The 17,500-nt window shown below is 74.4% G+C and carries 14 protein-coding genes and 2 tRNA genes; 10 read left to right on the top strand and 6 right to left on the bottom strand.

What is annotated here, in order from left to right; genetic code table 11:
* Position 1 precedes the first annotated feature (1 nt).
* Positions 2 to 487: a hypothetical protein gene (locus ACGF07_RS32185; RefSeq protein ID WP_392904589.1), complete on the bottom strand. Its 486-nt coding sequence runs from the start codon at positions 485 to 487 to the stop codon at positions 2 to 4.
* 245 nt (positions 488 to 732) lie between these two features.
* On the opposite strand from ACGF07_RS32185, the gene ACGF07_RS32180 reads away from it, so the two are divergent.
* The 3 genes from ACGF07_RS32180 (at position 733) to ACGF07_RS32170 (ending at position 1,930) form a co-directional block, all read left to right on the top strand.
* Entirely contained in the window at positions 733 to 1,089 is a 357-nt protein-coding gene (locus ACGF07_RS32180) for a hypothetical protein (protein WP_350747675.1), read from the top strand.
* A 111-nt stretch (positions 1,090 to 1,200) separates the two neighbouring features.
* The gene (locus ACGF07_RS32175) at positions 1,201 to 1,758 is read left to right on the top strand and encodes a bifunctional DNA primase/polymerase (protein ID WP_392904586.1); all 558 of its coding nucleotides are present in this window, start codon (positions 1,201 to 1,203) and stop codon (positions 1,756 to 1,758) included.
* Between the two features lie 98 nt (positions 1,759 to 1,856).
* Positions 1,857 to 1,930, top strand: a tRNA-Lys gene (locus ACGF07_RS32170).
* Between the two features lie 120 nt (positions 1,931 to 2,050).
* Here ACGF07_RS32170 and pgi read toward each other — a convergent pair.
* Positions 2,051 to 3,712, bottom strand: a complete 1,662-nt coding sequence (pgi, locus tag ACGF07_RS32165) for a glucose-6-phosphate isomerase (protein WP_392904584.1) — start codon at positions 3,710 to 3,712, stop codon at positions 2,051 to 2,053.
* A 189-nt stretch (positions 3,713 to 3,901) separates the two neighbouring features.
* Entirely contained in the window at positions 3,902 to 5,485 is a 1,584-nt protein-coding gene (locus ACGF07_RS32160) for a Na+/H+ antiporter (protein WP_392904582.1), read from the bottom strand.
* Positions 5,486 to 5,733: 248 nt separating this feature from the next.
* Between ACGF07_RS32160 and ACGF07_RS32155 the strand changes: the two genes are divergently transcribed.
* The 4 genes from ACGF07_RS32155 to ACGF07_RS32140 all read left to right on the top strand — a co-directional run bounded on the left by ACGF07_RS32155 (position 5,734) and on the right by ACGF07_RS32140 (position 8,693).
* Positions 5,734 to 6,639 (top strand): NADP-dependent oxidoreductase, encoded by a 906-nt coding sequence (locus ACGF07_RS32155; RefSeq protein WP_392904580.1) that lies wholly within the window; start codon positions 5,734 to 5,736, stop codon positions 6,637 to 6,639.
* A 94-nt stretch (positions 6,640 to 6,733) separates the two neighbouring features.
* A tRNA-Lys gene (locus ACGF07_RS32150) sits at positions 6,734 to 6,807 on the top strand.
* Positions 6,808 to 7,092: 285 nt separating this feature from the next.
* On the top strand, positions 7,093 to 8,064 hold the full coding sequence (locus ACGF07_RS32145) for a GlxA family transcriptional regulator (RefSeq protein WP_392904577.1): 972 nt from the start codon (positions 7,093 to 7,095) through the stop codon (positions 8,062 to 8,064).
* The gene (locus ACGF07_RS32140; RefSeq protein WP_392904574.1) at positions 8,064 to 8,693 is read left to right on the top strand and encodes a DJ-1/PfpI family protein; all 630 of its coding nucleotides are present in this window, start codon (positions 8,064 to 8,066) and stop codon (positions 8,691 to 8,693) included. The genes ACGF07_RS32145 and ACGF07_RS32140 overlap by 1 nt, the downstream gene beginning before the upstream one ends.
* A gap of 10 nt (positions 8,694 to 8,703) precedes the next feature.
* Here ACGF07_RS32140 and ACGF07_RS32135 read toward each other — a convergent pair whose 3' ends face one another.
* A complete protein-coding gene (locus tag ACGF07_RS32135; RefSeq protein WP_392904572.1) occupies positions 8,704 to 9,960 on the bottom strand; it encodes an MFS transporter in 1,257 nt (418 codons plus the stop codon).
* 178 nt (positions 9,961 to 10,138) lie between these two features.
* Complete coding sequence (locus tag ACGF07_RS32130; RefSeq protein ID WP_392904570.1) at positions 10,139 to 11,860, bottom strand: chitinase; 1,722 nt, start codon at positions 11,858 to 11,860, stop codon at positions 10,139 to 10,141.
* Positions 11,861 to 12,083: 223 nt separating this feature from the next.
* On the opposite strand from ACGF07_RS32130, the gene ACGF07_RS32125 reads away from it, so the two are divergent.
* Entirely contained in the window at positions 12,084 to 15,317 is a 3,234-nt protein-coding gene (locus tag ACGF07_RS32125; RefSeq protein ID WP_392904567.1) for a S41 family peptidase, read from the top strand.
* Between the two features lie 73 nt (positions 15,318 to 15,390).
* On the opposite strand, the gene ACGF07_RS32120 is transcribed toward ACGF07_RS32125, so the two are convergent.
* On the bottom strand, positions 15,391 to 15,615 hold the full coding sequence (locus ACGF07_RS32120) for a hypothetical protein (protein ID WP_350743709.1): 225 nt from the start codon (positions 15,613 to 15,615) through the stop codon (positions 15,391 to 15,393).
* A gap of 150 nt (positions 15,616 to 15,765) precedes the next feature.
* Here ACGF07_RS32120 and ACGF07_RS32115 point away from each other — a divergent pair, with 150 nt between their 5' ends.
* Positions 15,766 to 16,545, top strand: a complete 780-nt coding sequence (locus ACGF07_RS32115; protein ID WP_392904564.1) for a phosphoribosyl-dephospho-CoA transferase MdcG domain-containing protein — start codon at positions 15,766 to 15,768, stop codon at positions 16,543 to 16,545.
* Between the two features lie 176 nt (positions 16,546 to 16,721).
* Entirely contained in the window at positions 16,722 to 17,366 is a 645-nt protein-coding gene (locus tag ACGF07_RS32110; RefSeq protein ID WP_392904561.1) for a dihydrofolate reductase family protein, read from the top strand.
* Positions 17,367 to 17,500: the final 134 nt, after the last annotated feature.

Genomic DNA, 17,500 nt, shown 5'->3' with positions numbered 1-17,500 from the left:
GTCAGTCCTCGGTCTCGCACACCGCGAAGGCCACCACCGAGCCGTGCGCGGCCTGGGCGCTCCAGCCGGTCGCGTCGGCGGTCGGGCCGTTGGCGCGCACCGGACCGTCCGCGTCGGGCTGCAGCCGGTAGCCGCCGCCGGTGAGGTGGGTGCCGGCCGGGCAGGTCGCGGTCGAGACGCCGCCAGGGGCGCTGGCCGGCCCGGTGACCACCTTCGCCGTCTCGGCGGCGAAGGCCGGCGCCGCCGCCGACCCCGGGACGACCGGGGCGAGTACGGCGGCGGCGAGCAGAGCGCGGGCGGACAGAACCCGGGCGAGCCGAGCGCGTCCGGACACGGCCCGGGCGGACAGAACCCGGGCGAGCCGGGCGCGTCCGGACAGGGCCCGGACGGACAGGGTGCGGGCGGACACGGCCCGGGCGAAAAGGGCAGGGGTGACCAGGGCCGGGGTGAACAGGGCTCGGGCGGGCGGGGTCTTCGGCAGGTGCATGGGTACTCCGGTCGGGTGGCGTGACTCCTACACCCGGCCAACCGGTTCGCATGCGATTCGGATGCGATGTGGATGCGCGGCGCCCGTGGCGCGCGCCCGGCGCGCGCCGGGGAATAGCGCCCGCACGCGCACCGTTCCGTTACCGGCTGCCGCCGCGAGACAATGGACGACGGCCACAGCCGGGCGGCGCGGCCCGGAGCAGTCCGCCCGCCCCTCCCTCACCGAAACCCCGGAGGTGTCCGTCCATGCCCGACTCCCCCGCCGAGGCGCCCGAGCCCACGCGGCGGCTGCGCCCCGTGCAGCTGCTGTTCGAGCCGCAGTCCGCCGAGCCGGAGCCGGAACGATTCTTCGACCTGGAGTCCATCGACGACCCCGGGGAGCTGCTGCGCCGCTCCACCGAACTGGCCCTCGCCTTCCGGACCGCCGCCGAGCGGGCCACCGACTTCCAGGCGGTCGCCGCCGCGCAGCTGGCGGACCCGCGCCGGTTCGACGCGCTCTCGGACGCGGAGATCGCCGAGCGGGCGGACTGGACCCCCGACTACGCCGCCAAGATGATCGAGTACGGCCGCGGCCTGCTCCAGCCGCGTCGCCAGGAGGACTGACGAGCGTCCCTGGCATATGCCAGCGCGGAGGGTACGCCGTGTCCCGTCGGCCTGTCCGGCGAACGGCGCTTTTCGTCACACCGGGGGCGTGCACGGCGCACGCTACTGGGCGTGGACATCTGGACGCATCAGTCGGTCGAGTACGTCAGCGCGGCCGGGGAGGCCTGGCTCGCCTCCGCCAGCGAGTACCCGCGCAGCATGCGCGCCCTCTGGGACTCCCGCCCGTGGGCACCCTCGGTGCTGCCCTGCGGGCGCGCCTTCGACGTGATCAGCATGCCGGCGCTGTTCGGCCGCCGGGTGCTGGACGAGCTGTGGGCGTCCGGCCCGGGCTGCGGGCCGGTCGCGGGTTACCGGGGGCGCATCCTGCTGTTCGTCCAGCCCGGCGCAGCGCCCCGGCTGCGCCGGCTGCTGGCCTGGGAGGAGTGGGCCCGGGACGTGCCGCCGCTGCTGTGTCACGGCAGGGGCGACGCGGTGACGGTGCCGCCGCTCCAGCGGATGGTGCACGGCCCGGAGTCCCCGGGCCTGGGCTCGGGGCGCTGGATCGTCGCCCCCGAGGAGCGGGAGCCCTGGCTGCCCGGTGCCTCGGTGGTGCTCTGGGCCTGCGTACGGGCGGTGCGCGAGCCCGGCGCGTCCGCCCCGACGGAGCCGGTCCTCGTGACCGGGAGGTGAACGGGGAGCGACAGCGGCTCGGGACACAGGCGGCGGCCGGGGCGGATATTCGATTTTGGCTCGACCGCGGGCCGCTGCTACAGTTTCCGTGTCAGCAGGCGCCGCTAGCTCAGTTGGTTAGAGCAGCTGACTCTTAATCAGCGGGTCCGGGGTTCGAGTCCCTGGCGGCGCACAGACAGCCGGAAGGCCCTTCGCGAGAGCGGAGGGCCTTCCGGCGTTTCGGCTTCCGGCTGGGGAATCCGGCGGCACCCGGGTACCGGGCCGCCCGCCGGAGCGGGCGGCCCGACGGGGCTCAGCGGCCGCGCAGCTCGCGGTAGCGGGCGACCAGCGCCGCGGTGGAGCTGTCCAGCTGGTCGGCGCCCTCACCGGTCAGCAGCACCGGCTCGATCCGCTTGGCGAGCACCTTGCCCAGCTCGACGCCCCACTGGTCGAAGGAGTCGATGTTCCAGATCGCGCCCTGGACGAACACCTTGTGCTCGTACAGCGCGACCAGCTGGCCGAGCACCGAGGGGGTGAGCTCCCCGGCCAGGATCGTGGTGGTCGGGTGGTTGCCCCGGAAGGTCTTGTGCGGGACCAGCTCGGCCGGCACTCCCTCGGCGGCGACCTCCTCCGGGGTCTTGCCGAAGGCCAGCGCCTGGGTCTGGGCGAAGAAGTTGGCCAGCAGCAGGTCGTGCTGGGCGACCAGGCCCGGCAGCAGGTCGGCGACCGGCCGGGCGAAGCCGATGAAGTCGGCCGGGATCAGCTTGGTGCCCTGGTGCAGCAGCTGGTAGTAGGCGTGCTGGCCGTTGGTGCCGGGGGTGCCCCAGACCACCGGGCCGGTCTGCCAGTTGACCGGGGTGCCGTCGCGGGTCACCGACTTGCCGTTGGACTCCATGTCCAGCTGCTGGAGGTAGGCGGTGAACTTCGACAGGTAGTGCGAGTACGGCAGCACCGCGTGCGCCTGGGCGTCGAAGAAGGCGCCGTACCAGACCCCGAGCAGGCCGAGCAGCAGCGGGACGTTCTGCTCCGCCGGGGCGGTGCGGAAGTGCTCGTCGACCAGGTGGAAGCCGTCCAGCATCTCGCGGAAGGCGTCCGGGCCGATGGCGATCATCAACGACAGGCCGATCGCCGAGTCGTAGGAGTAGCGGCCGCCGACCCAGTCCCAGAACTCGAACATGTTGGCGGTGTCGATGCCGAAGTCCTGCACGCCCTGGGCGTTGGTGGACAGCGCGACGAAGTGCTTGGCCACCGCCTCCGTGCCGGCGCCGAGGCCGTCGAGCAGCCAGTCGCGGGCGGAGACCGCGTTGGTGATGGTCTCGATGGTGGTGAAGGTCTTCGAGGCGACGATGAACAGCGTCTCGGCCGGGTCGAGGTCGCGGACCGCCTCGTGCAGGTCGGCACCGTCGACGTTGGAGACGAAGCAGACGTCGAGGTCGCGCTTGGTGTAGGAGCGGAGCACCTCGTAGGCCATCGCCGGCCCGAGGTCGGAGCCGCCGATGCCGATGTTGACGACGGTGCGGATCGGCTTGCCGGTGTGGCCCTTCCACTCACCGCTGCGGACCCGCTCGGCGAAGCCGGCCATCTTGTCCAGGACGGCGTGCACGGCGGGCACCACGTTCTCGCCGTCGACCTCGATCACCGCGTCCCGCGGGGCCCGCAGCGCGGTGTGCAGGACCGCGCGGTGCTCGGTGTTGTTGATCTTCTCGCCGCGGAACATCGCGTCCCGCAGCTCCGCGACGCCGGTGGCGGCGGCGAGCTCGCGCAGCAGTTCCAGCGTCTCGTCGGTGACCAGGTGCTTGGCGTAGTCCACGTGCAGGTCGCCGACCTGCAGGGTGTAGCGGCTGCCGCGCTCGGGATCGGCGGCGAACAGCTCGCGCAGGTGCGTCCCGCCCAGCTGCTCCCGGTGCTTGGCCAGGGCGGCCCACTGCGGGGTGCGGTCGAGCGGGGTGCGGGCGTCGGCGCGGGTCTCCGACATCGGTGGGTCCTCGATTCATCTGGGTGCAGAAACCGGCAGGGCCAGGCGGTGGGCCCCGGCGTGCGGGGCCCGTGCGAGGTCGTGCGGGTACGGGTGGTGCGCCGACTCCGTTGACGGCCTGCCCGGGATCAGCCTATGCAACCCTGGGAGCGGTCGCGCACATTCCGGCCGGTGGGCGCGGACTGCCCGTCACTTCCGTTCCGTGCGCAGGTCCAGGCCGCGCAGCACCTGGTCGACCAGCTCCGGGTCGGCCCCCAGCTCGCTGCGGGCGACGAGCATCTCGCGCCGGGAGGCGGCGATCATCTCCTGTTCGACGTCCCGGGCGACCCGCCACTGGGCGAGGCGCTGCTTGGCCTCGATGGCGTCCTCCTCGGCGTACTTCTCGGGGCAGAGCCGGGCCAGCCGGTCGTGCTGACGGTCCCGCAGGCGGTCCGCGACCTCGGCGGGCAGTCTGTCCTGCTCCTCCAGTTCGCCGAGCCGCGCCAGCCCGGCCTTGGCGGCCCGCCACCAGAGCTGACGGACGGCCTGCTCGTGCTTGTCCTGGTCGATGTCCAGCTCCAGCCGCTTGGCCAGCCAGGGCAGGCTCAGGCCCTGGACCAGCAGGGTGAACAGCACCACGCTGAAGGCGATGAAGACCAGCCGGCCCCGTTCGGGGAAGTCCGCGCCCGAGTGCAGGGAGAGCGGGATGGCGAGGGCCAGCGCGACGGTGGCCACGCCGCGCATGCCGGACCACCAGAGGATCACGCTCTCCTTCCAGCTGAACGGGGTGTCCTCGTCGTCACCGCGGCGCAGCCTGCGCGACAGCCAGCCGGCCGGCAGCAGCCAGAACAGCCGGACCAGCACGACGACCGCGATGACGACGGCGGCGTCGCCGATGAATCCGGTCCAGCCCCGGCCTGCTTCCTTGAGCACGGTGGCCAGCTCCAGGCCGATCAGGCCGAAGGCCACGCCGGTGATCAGGATCTCGACCACCTCCCAGAAGGCGTTGCCGACCAGGCGGTAGGAGACGGCGTCGGCGTCGGCGGCCCGCTCGGCGAGGTAGAGCGCGCAGACGACGACGGCGAGCACGCCGGAGCCGTGGATCTCCTCGGCGAGGGTGTAGGCGGCGAAGGGCACCAGCAGGTTGAGCGCGACCTGCTGGGTCGGATCGTCCAGGAGCCCGGCGAGCTTGGCGTTCATCCAGCCGAGGGCGACGCCGACGACCACGGCGAGCACGGCGGACAGGACGAAGCGCAGCGCCGCGTCGCCGATCGAGAAGTCGCCGCTGACCATGGCCTCGATGGACAGTGAGTAGATGACGATCGCGGTGACGTCGTTGAACAGGCCCTCGCTCTCCAGGATCGCCACCAGACGCCGGGGCAGTCCGATGCTGCCGGCGACCGCGACGGCGGCGACCGGGTCGGGCGGGGAGACCACCGCGCCGACCGCGATGGCGGCGGCCAGCGGCAGCGCGGGCAGCAGCCAGTGCACCGCACCGGCGACCGCGATGGTGGTGACCACCACCAGGGCGACGGCCAGCAGCAGGATCGAGCGGATGTTGGCCTTGAAGTAGCGGACCGAGGAGCGCCGGGCGACCGCGAAGATCAACGGTGGCAGCACCAGCGGGAGGATCAGCTCGGGATCGAGCGAGACGTCCGGGATCTGGGGGATGAGCGCCATGGCGATGCCGAGGAGGGTCATCAGGACCGGTTGCGGCACCCGTGTCCTGCGGGCGAGCGGCATGGTCACCACGGAGGCGAGCAGCACCAGGAAGAACAGCGGCAGCTGGCCCACGGGGAGGTTCCTCTCGACGGCGGACGGCTGAGCGCCGCCAGGATAAATCTGACAATGCGCCCATCCGGGAAGACGCGCCGTACGGCGGCTTGACCTCAAGCGGGCTTCAGCTCCGAGGATCGGGAGCGGTCGTCGGCAGTGGCCGGCGGAGGGGGCCGGCAGTGAACGCCGGCGGCAGTGGTCATCGGTAGACGCCGGCGGCAGTGGTCGGCGGCGGAGGTCGAACGGTCGAGAGCGCGGGAGCAGACATGAAGGCGGTCACCGTGACGGGTTCCGGCGGTCCGGAGGTCCTGCGGGTCGCCGAACTGCCCGATCCTCAGCCGGGCCCGGGCGAGGTGCGGGTGCGGGTGTACGCGGCCGGGGTGCAGCCGGTGGACCTCGCGATCCGGGAGGGGTTCCGGCCACCGGGCACGGCGGTCGAGCCGCCGTTCGTCCTGGGCAACGAGTTCGCCGGGGTGGTGGACCGGCTGGGGCCGGACAGCGGCGGGTGGCGGGTCGGCGACGAGGTGCTCGGCTTCCGGATGCTGGGCAGCCACGCCGAGCTGGTCACGGTGGACGCCGCCCAGCTGGTCGCCAAGCCGGCCGGCATGCCCTGGGAGCAGGCCGGCTCGCTCTCCGCGTCCGGCCAGACCGCGCACACGGCACTCACCCTGCTCGGGGTCGGCCCCGGCGACACCGTCCTGGTGCACGGCGCCTCCGGCGGCGTCGGCACGGTGGCCGTCCAGCTGGCCCGGGCCTGGGGCGCCACCGTGGTCGGCACCGCGAGCGAGCGCAACCACGCGTACCTGCGGGACCTCGGCGCGATCCCGGTCGCGTACGGGGAGGGGCTGGTCGAGCGGGTCCGGGCGGCGGCGCAGGGAGTGACGGCCGCCCTCGACGCCGCCGGACGGGGTGCGCTGGATGCCTCGGTCGAGCTGGTCGCCGACCGCGACCGGATCGGCACCGTGACCGACTTCGAGGGCGCCGCACGGCTGGGCGTGCGCCCGCTGCGCACCCGGCGCACGGCCGCCCGGCTGGCCGAGCTGGTCCGGCTCTGGGAGGCCGGCGGGCTGCGGCTGGAGATCGCCGAGGCCGTTCCGCTGGCGGCCGCGGAGCGGGCCCACCGACTGGTCGGCACCGGGCACGTCCGGGGCAAGGTCGTGCTGACCATGTGAGGCCCGGCCCGCCCGACCGGGGTCCGGCCCGGGAGCCCTCGGGGCCGATTGGGTGTTTCGGCCGCTGACCAGGTAATGTTCTCCGCGTCAGCAGGCGCCGCTAGCTCAGTTGGTTAGAGCAGCTGACTCTTAATCAGCGGGTCCGGGGTTCGAGTCCCTGGCGGCGCACAGACAGCCGGAAGGCCCTTCGCGAGAGCGGAGGGCCTTCCGGCGTTTCGGCTCGGGGCGTTTCCACTCCGGGGCGCTTCTGCTCCGGGCAAAACGACCCCGGGCGTATCGACTCCGGGCGTATCGACTCCGGGCGTATCGACTCCGGGCGTATCGACTCGGGGCCGTTCGGCCGCCGCCGCGTTCCGGCCCCGGCGGTCCCGCCGCCCGGAAGCCCCGCCCGTTGGCAGGAAAGGTGGGAAGCAGGTCATTGCTGCCCTCCGCACCCGCTGACAGGCTGGCCGCATGAGAGCGCGCAGCGTGGTCATCGTCCTCCACGAGGGCGTGCAGAGCCTCGACGTGACCGGCCCCCTGGAGGTGTTCGCCGGAGCGAACGCGGCCTCCGGGCAGCCGGAGGCGTACCGGGTGACCACGGCCTCGCTGGGCGGTGGGCCGGTGCGCAGCTGCAGCGGGCTCCGGTTGCTGCCGGACGCGGACCTCGCCGAGGTCGCGGCGGCCCACACCCTGCTGGTGCCCGGCGGGCAGGGCACCGAGGACCCGGACGACGCGCTGGTGGCGCGGATCCGCGAGCTGGCCGGTCGTGCCGAGCGGGTGGTGTCGGTGTGCACCGGGGCCTTCCTGCTCGCCCGGGCCGGACTGCTCTCCGGGCGCCGGGCGACCACCCACTGGGCGTACTGCGAGGAGCTGGCCCGGCGCTTCCCGGACATCGCGGTGGACCCGGACCCGATCCACGTCCGGGACGGGCACGTCGCCACCTCGGCCGGGGTCACCGCCGGGATCGACCTCGCCCTCGCGCTGGTCGAGGAGGACCTCGGCCGGGAGACCGCACTGCTGATCGCCCGCCACCTGGTGGTCTTCCTGCGCCGACCCGGCAACCAGGCCCAGTTCAGCACCCAGCTGGCCGCCCAGGTCGCGGCCCGGCAGCCGCTGCGCGAGGTGCAGCGGTGGATCGCCGAGCACCCGGATGCCGACCTGTCGGTCGAGGCGCTGGCCCGCCGCTCGGCGCTGTCGCCGCGGCACTTCGCCCGCGCCTTCGCCGCCGAGGTGGGGGTGACCCCGGGCCGGTACGTCGACGGCATCCGGCTGGAGGCCGCCCGGCGGCTGCTGGAGGACACCGACGACGGCATCGAGGAGATCGCCCGCTCCTGCGGCTACGGCACCCCGGAGGCGATGCGGCGCGCCTTCGTCCGGACCCTGGCCGCCCCGCCCGCCGAGTACCGACGCCGCTTCCGAACCCGTCCCGACGGAGGACCCTGATGCGCATCGCCGTCCTGCTGTACCCCGACTTCACCGCCCTCGACGCCGTGGGCCCGTACGAGGTGCTGTCCCGGATCCCCGGCGCCGAGGTGGTGTTCACCGCGGCCCGGCGCGGGCCGGTCCGCACCGACATGGCGAGCCTGGCGCTCACCGCGGACGCCGCCCTGGAGGAGGTGGACTCGGCCGACGTCCTGCTGGTGCCCGGCGGACCGGGGACGGGGGCCCAGCTGACCGACCCGGCCGTGGTCGAGTGGGTGCGCGCCGTCGACGCGACCACCACCTGGACCACCTCGGTCTGCTCCGGCTCGCTGCTGCTGGGCGCCGCCGGGCTGCTCGAGGGCCGCCGGGCCACCTCGCACTGGATCTGCCTGGACCAGCTGGCCGGCTTCGGGGCGGAGCCGACCGGGACCGAGCGGATCGTGGTCGACGGCAAGTACGCGACCGCGGCCGGGGTCTCGGCCGGGATCGACCTCGCGCTGACGCTGACCGGCCTGATCGCCGGGGACACGACCGCGCAGGCGCTCCAGCTGGTGATCGAGTACGACCCGCAGCCGCCGTACGCCGCGGGATCCCTCGCCAAGGCGTCCCCCGAGGTGGTCGAGGAGGCGAACCGGCTGCTGCGGGCCTAGGGGTCCGGCGTCACACCCCCGCCTGCGGGCCCGCGACGCCGGAACCGGTCCGGCCCCGCGTCGCGGGGAAGCCGTGGCGGCGGGCGGCGAGGGTCACCGCCAGGACGGGCAGCAGCAGCGCGAGCACCGTCCAGGGCAGGGCGCCGGTGCCGAGACGGCCGAGGACCAGGCCGCCGACCACCCCGCCGCCCGCCATCGCGGCGTTCCACAGGGTGACCAGCATCGCCTGGGCGGCGTCCGCCCGTTCGCCGCCCGCGTCGCCGACGGCGGTCTGCAGCAGGGTCGGTGCGCCGCCCCAGCCCAGGCCCCAGAGCAGGGCGGCGAGGTGGACGAGCGGCGCGCTGTGCGACCACAGGCCGAGCAGGCCCGCCGTCAGGGCGACCAGCAGCGCGCCGCCGATCGTCAACCGCCGCAGGCGGCGGTGGATGTGGACGCCGGTGAGCCAGACGCTCACCAGGGAGGCCGGTCCGAACACCAGCAGCACGGAGTCGGCGGCACCGCCGAGACCGGCCCGGTCGAGGAACGGCGAGACGTAGGTGAACAGGATGGTGTGGGCGAGCACGAAGAGCACCGTCACGGTGAGCACCGGCGCCACTCCGGGCACGTGGAGGGCGGCCCGGACTCCCCCGTCCGGCTCCGGGCGTCCGTGATCGGCCGCCGGCGAGCGGCCGGGCGGGGGCTGGTCGGGCAGCAGCGCCGCGATCCAGCCGACCACGGCGACGGCCAGGGCCGTCATGGCCAGGAAGGGCACCCGCCAGGCGAGCGCCCGGCCCAGGAAGGTGCCGACCGGCACGCCGACCGAGAGCGCGACCGGCACGCCGGCCATCGCCACCGCCATCGCCCGCCCCTGCGCCTCGACCGGCACCAGCCGCCTGGCGTACCCGGCCAGCAGTGCCCAGGCGAGGCCCGCCGCGACGCCCGCCAGGAAGCGGGCGGCCAGCGTCAGCGGATAGTTCGCGGAGAGCGCCGTCACCGTGTTGGCCACCGCGAAGCCGGCCATCGCGGTGAGCAGCAGCCGTTTGCGGCTCCAGGCGGCGGTGGCCGCGGTGAGCGGGATCGCGGTGACGGCGGAACCGATCGCGTAGACGGTGACGGTCTGCCCGGCGGCCGACTCGCTGACCCCGAGTGCCCGGCTCATCCCGGGCAGGACGCCGGCGGGCAGGTTCTCGGTGAGCGCGGTGACGAAGACGGCGGTGGCCAGGGCGAGCAGGGAGGGGAGCGGAAAGGCCCTGCGGGGTACCGGGGTTGTGAGCTGGGTGGTCGCCATGGGGCCATGCTCGGACCTCACACGGGTGTCAGGTTCAAGCACGGCCCCGCGGGGCCTGATCGCCGGCTCACCAACTCACCGGCTCACCGACTCACCGACCCGGCGGCTCACCGACCCGGCGGCTCGACAGCTCACCGGTTCACGGGCTCACGGGCTCACCGGTTCACGGCTCACCGGCTCACCGGCCGAAGTAGCCGTCGAAGTTCTTGGAGAACTCCTGACCGCCGAACCGGTCCCAGTTGATCGACCAGGTCATCAGCCCGCGCAGGTTCGGCTGGGCTCCCGAACGCGGCACGTACGTCCCGCAGTTGACCAGCTTGGTGAGGCAGTCCAGGGCCTTGTCGACCTCCGCGGGGGCGACGTACCCGTTGCCCGCGTTGGTGGTGGCCGGCATGCCGATGGCGACCTTCGAGGCGGGCAGCGGCGGGAACACGTTGACGGTGTTGCCCGCCACCGGGAAGCCCTTGAGCAGCATGTCCGTCATCGCGACGTGGAAGTCCGCGCCGCCCATCGAGTGGTACTGGTTGTCCAGCCCCATGATGGAGCCGGAGTTGTAGTCCTGGACGTGCAGCAGGGTGAGGTCGTCGCGCAGCGCGTGGATGACCGGCAGGTACGCCCCGGCGCGCGGGTCCTGGCCGCCCCAGGGGCCGGATCCGTAGTACTGGTAGCCGAGTTGGACGAAGAAGGTCTCGGGCGCCATGGTCAGCACGAAGCCCGGGCCGTACTTGGCCTTGAGGGTCTTCAGTGCCGAGATCAGGTTGACGATCACCGCGCTGGTGGGGTTCCTGAAGTCGGTGTCGCCGGTGTCGAGGGAGAGCGAGTGGCCCTCGAAGTCGATGTCCAGACCGTCCAGGCCCCACTTGTCGATGATCGCCGACACCGAGCTGACGAAGGTGTCCCGGGCGGCGGTGGTGGTCAGCTGGACCTGGCCGTTCTGGCCGCCGATCGAGATCAGCACCTTCTTGCCCTGGGCGCGCTTGGCGGCGATGGCGGCCTTGAAGTCGGCGTCGGACTCGGCGGACAGGCAGTCGGTGGTCGGGCAGCGGTTGAAGCGGATGTCACCTGAGGTCGGGGAGGTGGGCTCGCCGAAGGACAGGTCGATGATGTCCCAGGAGGCGGGGACGTCGGCCATCCTGGTGTAGCCGGCGCCGTTGGCGAAGCTGGCGTGCAGGTAGCCGACCAGGGCGTGGCCGCCCGCGGGGGTGCCCGTCGGAGTGCCGGTCGGGGTGCCTGTGGGGGTACCGGTCGGGGTCGGGGTGGGCGTTGCGGTCGGCGAGGACGTGGGCGTCGGAGAGCCGGTGGGCGTGGACGTGGGCGTCGGCGTGGGAGTCGGCGTGGGCGCGCCCGGGCCGTCCAGCGAGACGTCGTCCGCGTAGTAGGTGCCCTGCCCGTACCAGCCGTGGGTGTACACGGTGGCGCTGGTCTGGGTGGCGCCGGTGGTGAAGCTGAGGCTGAGCTTCTGGTAGCCGCCGCCGGTGCCGGGGGTCCAGGTGCTCTGGCCGCCGCCGACGCCGAGGTAGACGTACGAGCCGTTGACGTAGGCGCTGAGGGTGTAGGTGGTGCCGGGCGTGACGGCGACGGTCTGGGCGCACTGGGCGGTGTCGCCCGCACTGGCCGCGGCGGCGAGCGCGTAGCGGCCGCCGTGCACCGGGGCGGTGACGACGCTGCCGGTGTTCCCGGTGCAGGTCCAGGGGCCGAGCGCGCCGGATTCGAAGCCGCCGTTGGCCAGGAACTCGCCGGCCGACGCGGCGGGCGCCAGGCCCAGGGTGACGCCGGCCAGGGTGGCCGCGGCGACGGCGGAGGCGGTGCCGGCGGCGAGGGCGGCGCGGCGGCCCCCGACCGGTGCTGTGCGGGACGTGACCGTGCGGGGCGTCGTTCTGCGGAACGTGGTTCTGCGCATGCGGGGGCTCCTGCGGTGGCGCGGTCGTGGGGGACGTCCGAGGGCACGCCGGAGCACGCGCCAGTGGGGGGAACGGCCCGGCCTGGCACCCAAGTTGGACTAGACCACTGAAGTGGATCCGCCGGTGCGCTGTCAATGGTCCAGACCGGTCCGGACGGAGCCGCACGTCCGACGGCGGACCGCCCCGGTTGCCGGGGGTGACACCCCGTCGAAGGATGGAGGGGTGACCCCGCCCGGCTACCTCCGCCACCCCCACCTGCACGGCGGCCTGCTCACCTTCACCGCCGAGGACGACGTCTGGATCGCCCCGCTGGACGGCGACGCCGGCGCCACCGGACGGGCCTGGCGGGTCAGCTGCGACCGCACCCGGGTCAGCCACCCCCGCTTCTCCCCCGACGGCACCGCCCTCGCCTGGACCAGCTGGCTCGGCCTGACCCCCGAAGTGTGGACCGCACCGGTCGAGGGCGGCGAGGCCCGCCGGCTCAGTTTCTGGGGCAGCCAGGACACCCGGGTGCGCGGCTGGCTGCCGGACGGCGAGGTACTGGCCGTCACCTCCTTCCACGAGCCCTTCGGCCACTACACCTGGGCGCACGCCCTCCCGCCGGACGGTTCCCCCGGCCGCCGGATGCCCTGGGGCCCGGTCGGCGACGCCCAGATGAGCCGCGCACGGACGGTGCTGCTCACCGGCGCCGCCCCGCACGAACCCGCCGCCTGGAAGCGCTACCGCGGCGGCGCGACCGGCCGGCTCTGGGTGGACGGCGAGCTGGTCCTGCCCGGCCACACCGGCCACCTCGCCTCCCCCATGCCGGTCGGCGAGCCCCCCGACGACCGGATCGCCTTCCTCTCCGACCACGAGGGCATCGGCAACGTCTACTCCTGCCGCCCCGACGGCAGCGACCTGCGCCGGCACACCGACCACGCCTCCTACTACGCCCGCGAAGCCGCCACCGACGGCACCCGGATCGTCTACCAGCACGCCGGCGACCTCTGGCTGCTGGACGGTCTGGACGCCTCCGGCCCGCGCCGGCTCACCGTCCCGCTCGGCGGCGCCCGGGCCGGCCGCCGCCCGTACCTGGTCAACGCCGCCACCCAGGTCAAGGACCTCGCCTGCGACCAGACCGGACGGGCCGGGTTGGTCACCGTGCGCGGCAGCCAGTACTGGCTCACCCACAAGGACGGCCCGGCCCGCGCCCTCGCCGACACCCCGGGGGTGCGGACCCGGCTGCCGGTCGTGCTCGGCCACACCGGGGAGGCGGCCTGGATCACCGACGCCCGGGGCGCCGACGCGATCGAGGTGGTACCGCTGCCCGGCCACGAGGACCCCGCCGCCCCGACGAGCGGGCAGCGGCACCGCCACCGGGTGCTCGCCGCCGGGCGGCTCGGCCGGGTCCTGGAACTCACCGCCTCCCCCGACGGCGCCCACCTGGCCGCCGCCACGTCGGACGGCCGGCTGCTGCTGGTCTCCGCCGCCGACGGCGCGGTGCGCGAGCTGGCCGCCTCCGAGTACGGGCCGGTCTCCAGCGCCCGGTTCGCCCCCGACTCGCACTGGCTCGCCTGGTCCCAGCCGGCCGCCGGACGCTCCCTGCGCCGGATCCGCCTCACCCGCACCGACGCCCCCGCACCGGTCGTCGACGTCACCGACGGGCGGTTCGAGGACGAGCAGCCGGTGTTCACCCGGGACGGCCGCTACCTCGCCTTCCTCTCCTGGCGCGGCTTCGACCCCGTGCACGACGTGCACACCGGGGACCTCTCCTTCCCGGTCGGCTGCCGCCCGTACCTCGTCCCGCTCACCGCCGACACGCCCTCCCCGTTCGCCGCGCCCGCCGAGGACGGCGCCCCGCGCGGGAACGGCGGCGGCGACGGCACCGTCCGGGTCGACCCGCAGGGCATCGGCGACCGGCTGCTGCAGTTCCCGGTGATCGCCTCCAAGTACTCGGCCACCGACGCGGTGCGCGGCGGTCTCGTCTGGCTGCGGTGGCCGATCTCCGGCACCCTCGGACAGACCTTCGCCAGCCCCGACGACACCTCCGGGCGCCCCTCCCTGGAGCACTTCGACCTGGCCCGCGGCACCCGCACCACGCTGGTCGACAACCTGGACGGCTACGCCGTCTCCGGCGACGGCGGCTCGATCGCGATCTACTCGGCGGGGACGCTGCGGGTGGTCCCGGTCGCCGCGCCCTCCGCCGGGACCACCGTCGACCTGCGCCGGATCACCCACACCGTGCACCCGGCCGCCGAATGGCGCCAGGCGTACCACGAAGCGGCCCGGATCGTCCGGGACCAGTTCTGGGACGAGCGGATGTCCGGCCTGGACTGGACCGCGCTGGTCGCCCAGTACGAACCGCTGCTGGAACGGATCTGCTCACCCGACGACTTCGCCGACCTGCTGCGCGAACTCCTCGGCGAACTCGGCACCTCGCACGCCTACGTCACCCCCTCCCGGCGCGCCGAGGGCCCCACGCTAGCCCAGCAGCCGCTCGGCCTCCTCGGCGCCAACGCCCACCGCTCCCCCGACGGCCGGTGGCTGGTCGACCGGGTGCTGCCCGGCGAGTCCTCCGACCCGCGCGCCCGCGCGCCGCTGGCCGGCCAGGGCGTACGGGACGGCGACGAACTGCTGGAGATCGGCGGCCGACCGGTGGACCCGCTGCGCGGCCCGCTGCCGCAGCTGGCCGGCACCGGTGGCACCACCGTGGAACTCACCCTGCGCAGCGGCCCGGACGGCCCGGTGCGGCGGATCACCGTCACCCCGCTGACCGACGAGCGGGCCATCCGCTACCAGGACTGGGTGGCCAAACGCCGTTCGCTGGTCCGGGAGTACAGCGACGGCCGGTGCGGCTACCTGCACATCCCGGACCTCGGCGGCTCCGGCTGGGCACAGTTCAACCGGGACCTGCGGCGCGAACTGGACAAGCCCGCCCTGGTGCTCGACGTGCGCGGCAACGCCGGCGGCAACGTCTCCGAACTGGTGCTGGAGAAACTCACCCGGCAGGTCCTCGCCTGGGACTTCACCCGCGACCGCCGGCCGGTCCGGTGGCCCCGGCACGCCCTGCGCGGCCCGCTGGTGGCCCTCGCCGACGAGGCGACCAGCTCGGACGGGGACGTGATCATCGCGGCCATCAAGCTGATCGGCCTCGGCCCGGTGATCGGCAGCCGCACCTGGGGCGGGGTGGTCGGGATGACCGGGCGGCACACCCTGGGCGACGGCACCCAGATCTCGGTGCCGAAGAACGCCTCCTGGTTCACCGGCGGGCTCGGCTGGTCGGTGGAGAACCAGGGCGTCGAGCCGGACGTGCACGTCCTGCGCACCCCGCGGGACTGGGCGCGCGGCCGCCACCCTGAGCTGGTCACCGCCGTCCAGCTGGCCCTGGAACTGCTGGAGGACGCGCCCGCCGCTGCGCCCCCGCCGGAGTCCACACCCCGCCCGGACCTGCGGCGCCCGCCGCTGCCGCCGCGCTGACCCGGCGCGCCCCTTCCCTGGGGGGGGCGCCCCCCAGTCCAAGGGGGCGCCGCTCAGTCCCAGGGGTCGCCGCTCAGTCCCAGGGGTCGCCCTCGGCCGTCATGTTCTCGGCGGCACGCCGGTCGGCCTCCTCCTGGGCCAGGCGCTCCCGGGCCAGCCGGTCCTGCATCTCGCGGGACCGCTCCACCTCGTCCGCGAACGCGTCGGCCGCCTCGTCGTGGGCCAGGGCAGCCCGCTGGGAGCCGTCCCCGCCGACCGCCCCCTGCGGCCTGTGGCGGAACCTGTCGAAGATGCCCATGACTCCTCCTCCTACGAACGGAACGACGGAATACCGGGCTGCCCCCACTCTCACACCGGGCCCGGACGGACGCACCTTGAGTCCTTGGTCCCGGGCGGACCGCGCCGAAGGGCCGTAGCCGCGGGCGGGCGGCGGGCGGAAGGTGGCGGTGTGAGGAACTCGACCGAGGAACTGCACGACGGGCCGCGGCGGCGGGTCGGGCCCCTGGCCGCCCTGGCCGGGCGGCTGCCCGGGACGCACGATCTGCTGCTGATGCAGTGCCCGAGTTCGCTGCGGCCGCTCACGGGCGGCGAACTGCCTCCGTGGGCGCGGACCGTCCTGCGCGCGCACCCCTGGGTGACGGTGGGCCGGGCACCCACGGTGGTCGGCGACCCGGCGGACCTGCCGCGACCACTGCGCTGCCCCCGCGACGAGGAGGCGGCGCCCGAACACTGGATCCCGGTCACCGTGCGCGGCCCCCGGCCGGGACAGCGGCTGGACGCGCTGGCGCCCTGGTCGGCGGTGGCCCGCACGCTGCGGCCCGAACAACTGCCCGAGCGCTGGGGTCGGCTGGCCCCGGACCGGATCGCCGGGATCCCCGCCCTGGCCCTGCTGCCCGAGGCCGCCCGGCTGGTGGCCGATCACCGGCTCTCCTGGGGGCCGATCGGCGCGGCCGGCCACGAGCTGGGCACCGGCCTGCCGGTGGCCGGCCCGCTCAGCCCGCTGCGGCTGGTGCTGCGCACCCCGCACCCGGTCAGCCGCCGGGACGCCCTGCAGCTGCGACGGGCGCTGAGCAGGCTGCCGGTCCCCGTGCAGGCCGAGCTGGAGACCAGGTACGGCGCGGTCCAGCTGGCCGAGTACGCGGCGGGAGTGCACACCTTCACCCTGCTGACGCCGTACGGGCCCCGCGAGGTCCACGACCCGTGGTTCCCGCGGGGCCCGTACGCGTGAGCCGTCGCCCGATCCCCTGCCCACCGGACCTCGCGGTGGTGCGGCCTCCCGAAGCTCCCCGTGAAAAGGAGGTCGCCGCCCGATGTCGATCCGGCCGGCTCCCGTTCGACGTCATGATGGGCGGCGACCCGCCGCCCGACGACCCGACGACACTCCGAGACCTGCCGAGGGAACACGTGGACCAACTGCTCAGAGTCATGAACTTCAACGTCTCGCTCGACGGGATCGGCGCCGGTGAGCACCAGAGCCTCGAGGAGCCGTTCGGCCTCGCCCGTCCCGAGAGGCTGTTCTCCTGGGCCGGAGCAACGGCGAGCTGGCCCATGCGGACCGACCCCGGCGGGACCAGGGGCCTCGACGACTACTTCACGCGGGACTTCGCACGCGACATCGGCGCCGAGATCATGGGCCGCAACAAGTTCGGTCCCCAGCGCGGGCCCTGGCAGGACCACGAGTGGCGCGGCTGGTGGGGTGACGAGCCCCCGTTCCGCACCCCGGTGTTCGTCATGACCCACCACACGCGGCCGTCGTTCACGCTCTCCGACACCACGTTCCACTTCGTCGACGGCGACCCGGCCACGGTCCTCGAACAGGCGCGGAAGGCGGCGGACGGCAAGGACGTCCGACTCGGCGGCGGAGTCACCACCATCCGCCAGTTCCTCGACGCCGACCTCGTCGACACCCTGCACGTGGTGGTGTCACCGGTGGAGCTCGGCTCCGGACTGCGGCTCTGGGACTCGCCCGACGAACTGCTCGACCGGTTCCACCTGGACGTCGTGCCCAGCCCGAGCGGCGTCACCCACCACCTGTTCTGGCGACGCTGACACGGGGCCCCGCCCCCCCCGCGGCGGGGGGGGGGGCCCCCGGGGCCCCCCGCGGGCGGGGGGGTCCCCCGCGGACCCCCGTGCGCGCGCCCACAAAGGGTCCCCGGGGCGGGGGGGGGTGTGGCGGGCACCCG

The organism is Kitasatospora sp. NPDC048194, assembly GCF_043202455.1.
Taxonomy (GTDB): domain Bacteria; phylum Actinomycetota; class Actinomycetes; order Streptomycetales; family Streptomycetaceae; genus Kitasatospora.
This window is presented reverse-complemented; position numbering and strand designations above follow the sequence as displayed.

What these genes read in the sequence shown, in the direction of transcription:
- ACGF07_RS32185 (WP_392904589.1), bottom strand. Translation starts at nt 487, where the DNA reads ATGCACCTGCCGAAGACCCCGCCCGCCCGAGCCCTGTTCACCCCGGCC.
- ACGF07_RS32180 (WP_350747675.1), top strand. Translation starts at nt 733, where the DNA reads ATGCCCGACTCCCCCGCCGAGGCGCCCGAGCCCACGCGGCGGCTGCGC.
- pgi (WP_392904584.1), bottom strand. Translation starts at nt 3,712, where the DNA reads ATGTCGGAGACCCGCGCCGACGCCCGCACCCCGCTCGACCGCACCCCG.
- ACGF07_RS32155 (WP_392904580.1), top strand. Translation starts at nt 5,734, where the DNA reads ATGAAGGCGGTCACCGTGACGGGTTCCGGCGGTCCGGAGGTCCTGCGG.
- ACGF07_RS32145 (WP_392904577.1), top strand. Translation starts at nt 7,093, where the DNA reads ATGAGAGCGCGCAGCGTGGTCATCGTCCTCCACGAGGGCGTGCAGAGC.
- ACGF07_RS32140 (WP_392904574.1), top strand. Translation starts at nt 8,064, where the DNA reads ATGCGCATCGCCGTCCTGCTGTACCCCGACTTCACCGCCCTCGACGCC.
- ACGF07_RS32135 (WP_392904572.1), bottom strand. Translation starts at nt 9,960, where the DNA reads ATGGCGACCACCCAGCTCACAACCCCGGTACCCCGCAGGGCCTTTCCG.
- ACGF07_RS32130 (WP_392904570.1), bottom strand. Translation starts at nt 11,860, where the DNA reads ATGCGCAGAACCACGTTCCGCAGAACGACGCCCCGCACGGTCACGTCC.
- ACGF07_RS32120 (WP_350743709.1), bottom strand. Translation starts at nt 15,615, where the DNA reads ATGGGCATCTTCGACAGGTTCCGCCACAGGCCGCAGGGGGCGGTCGGC.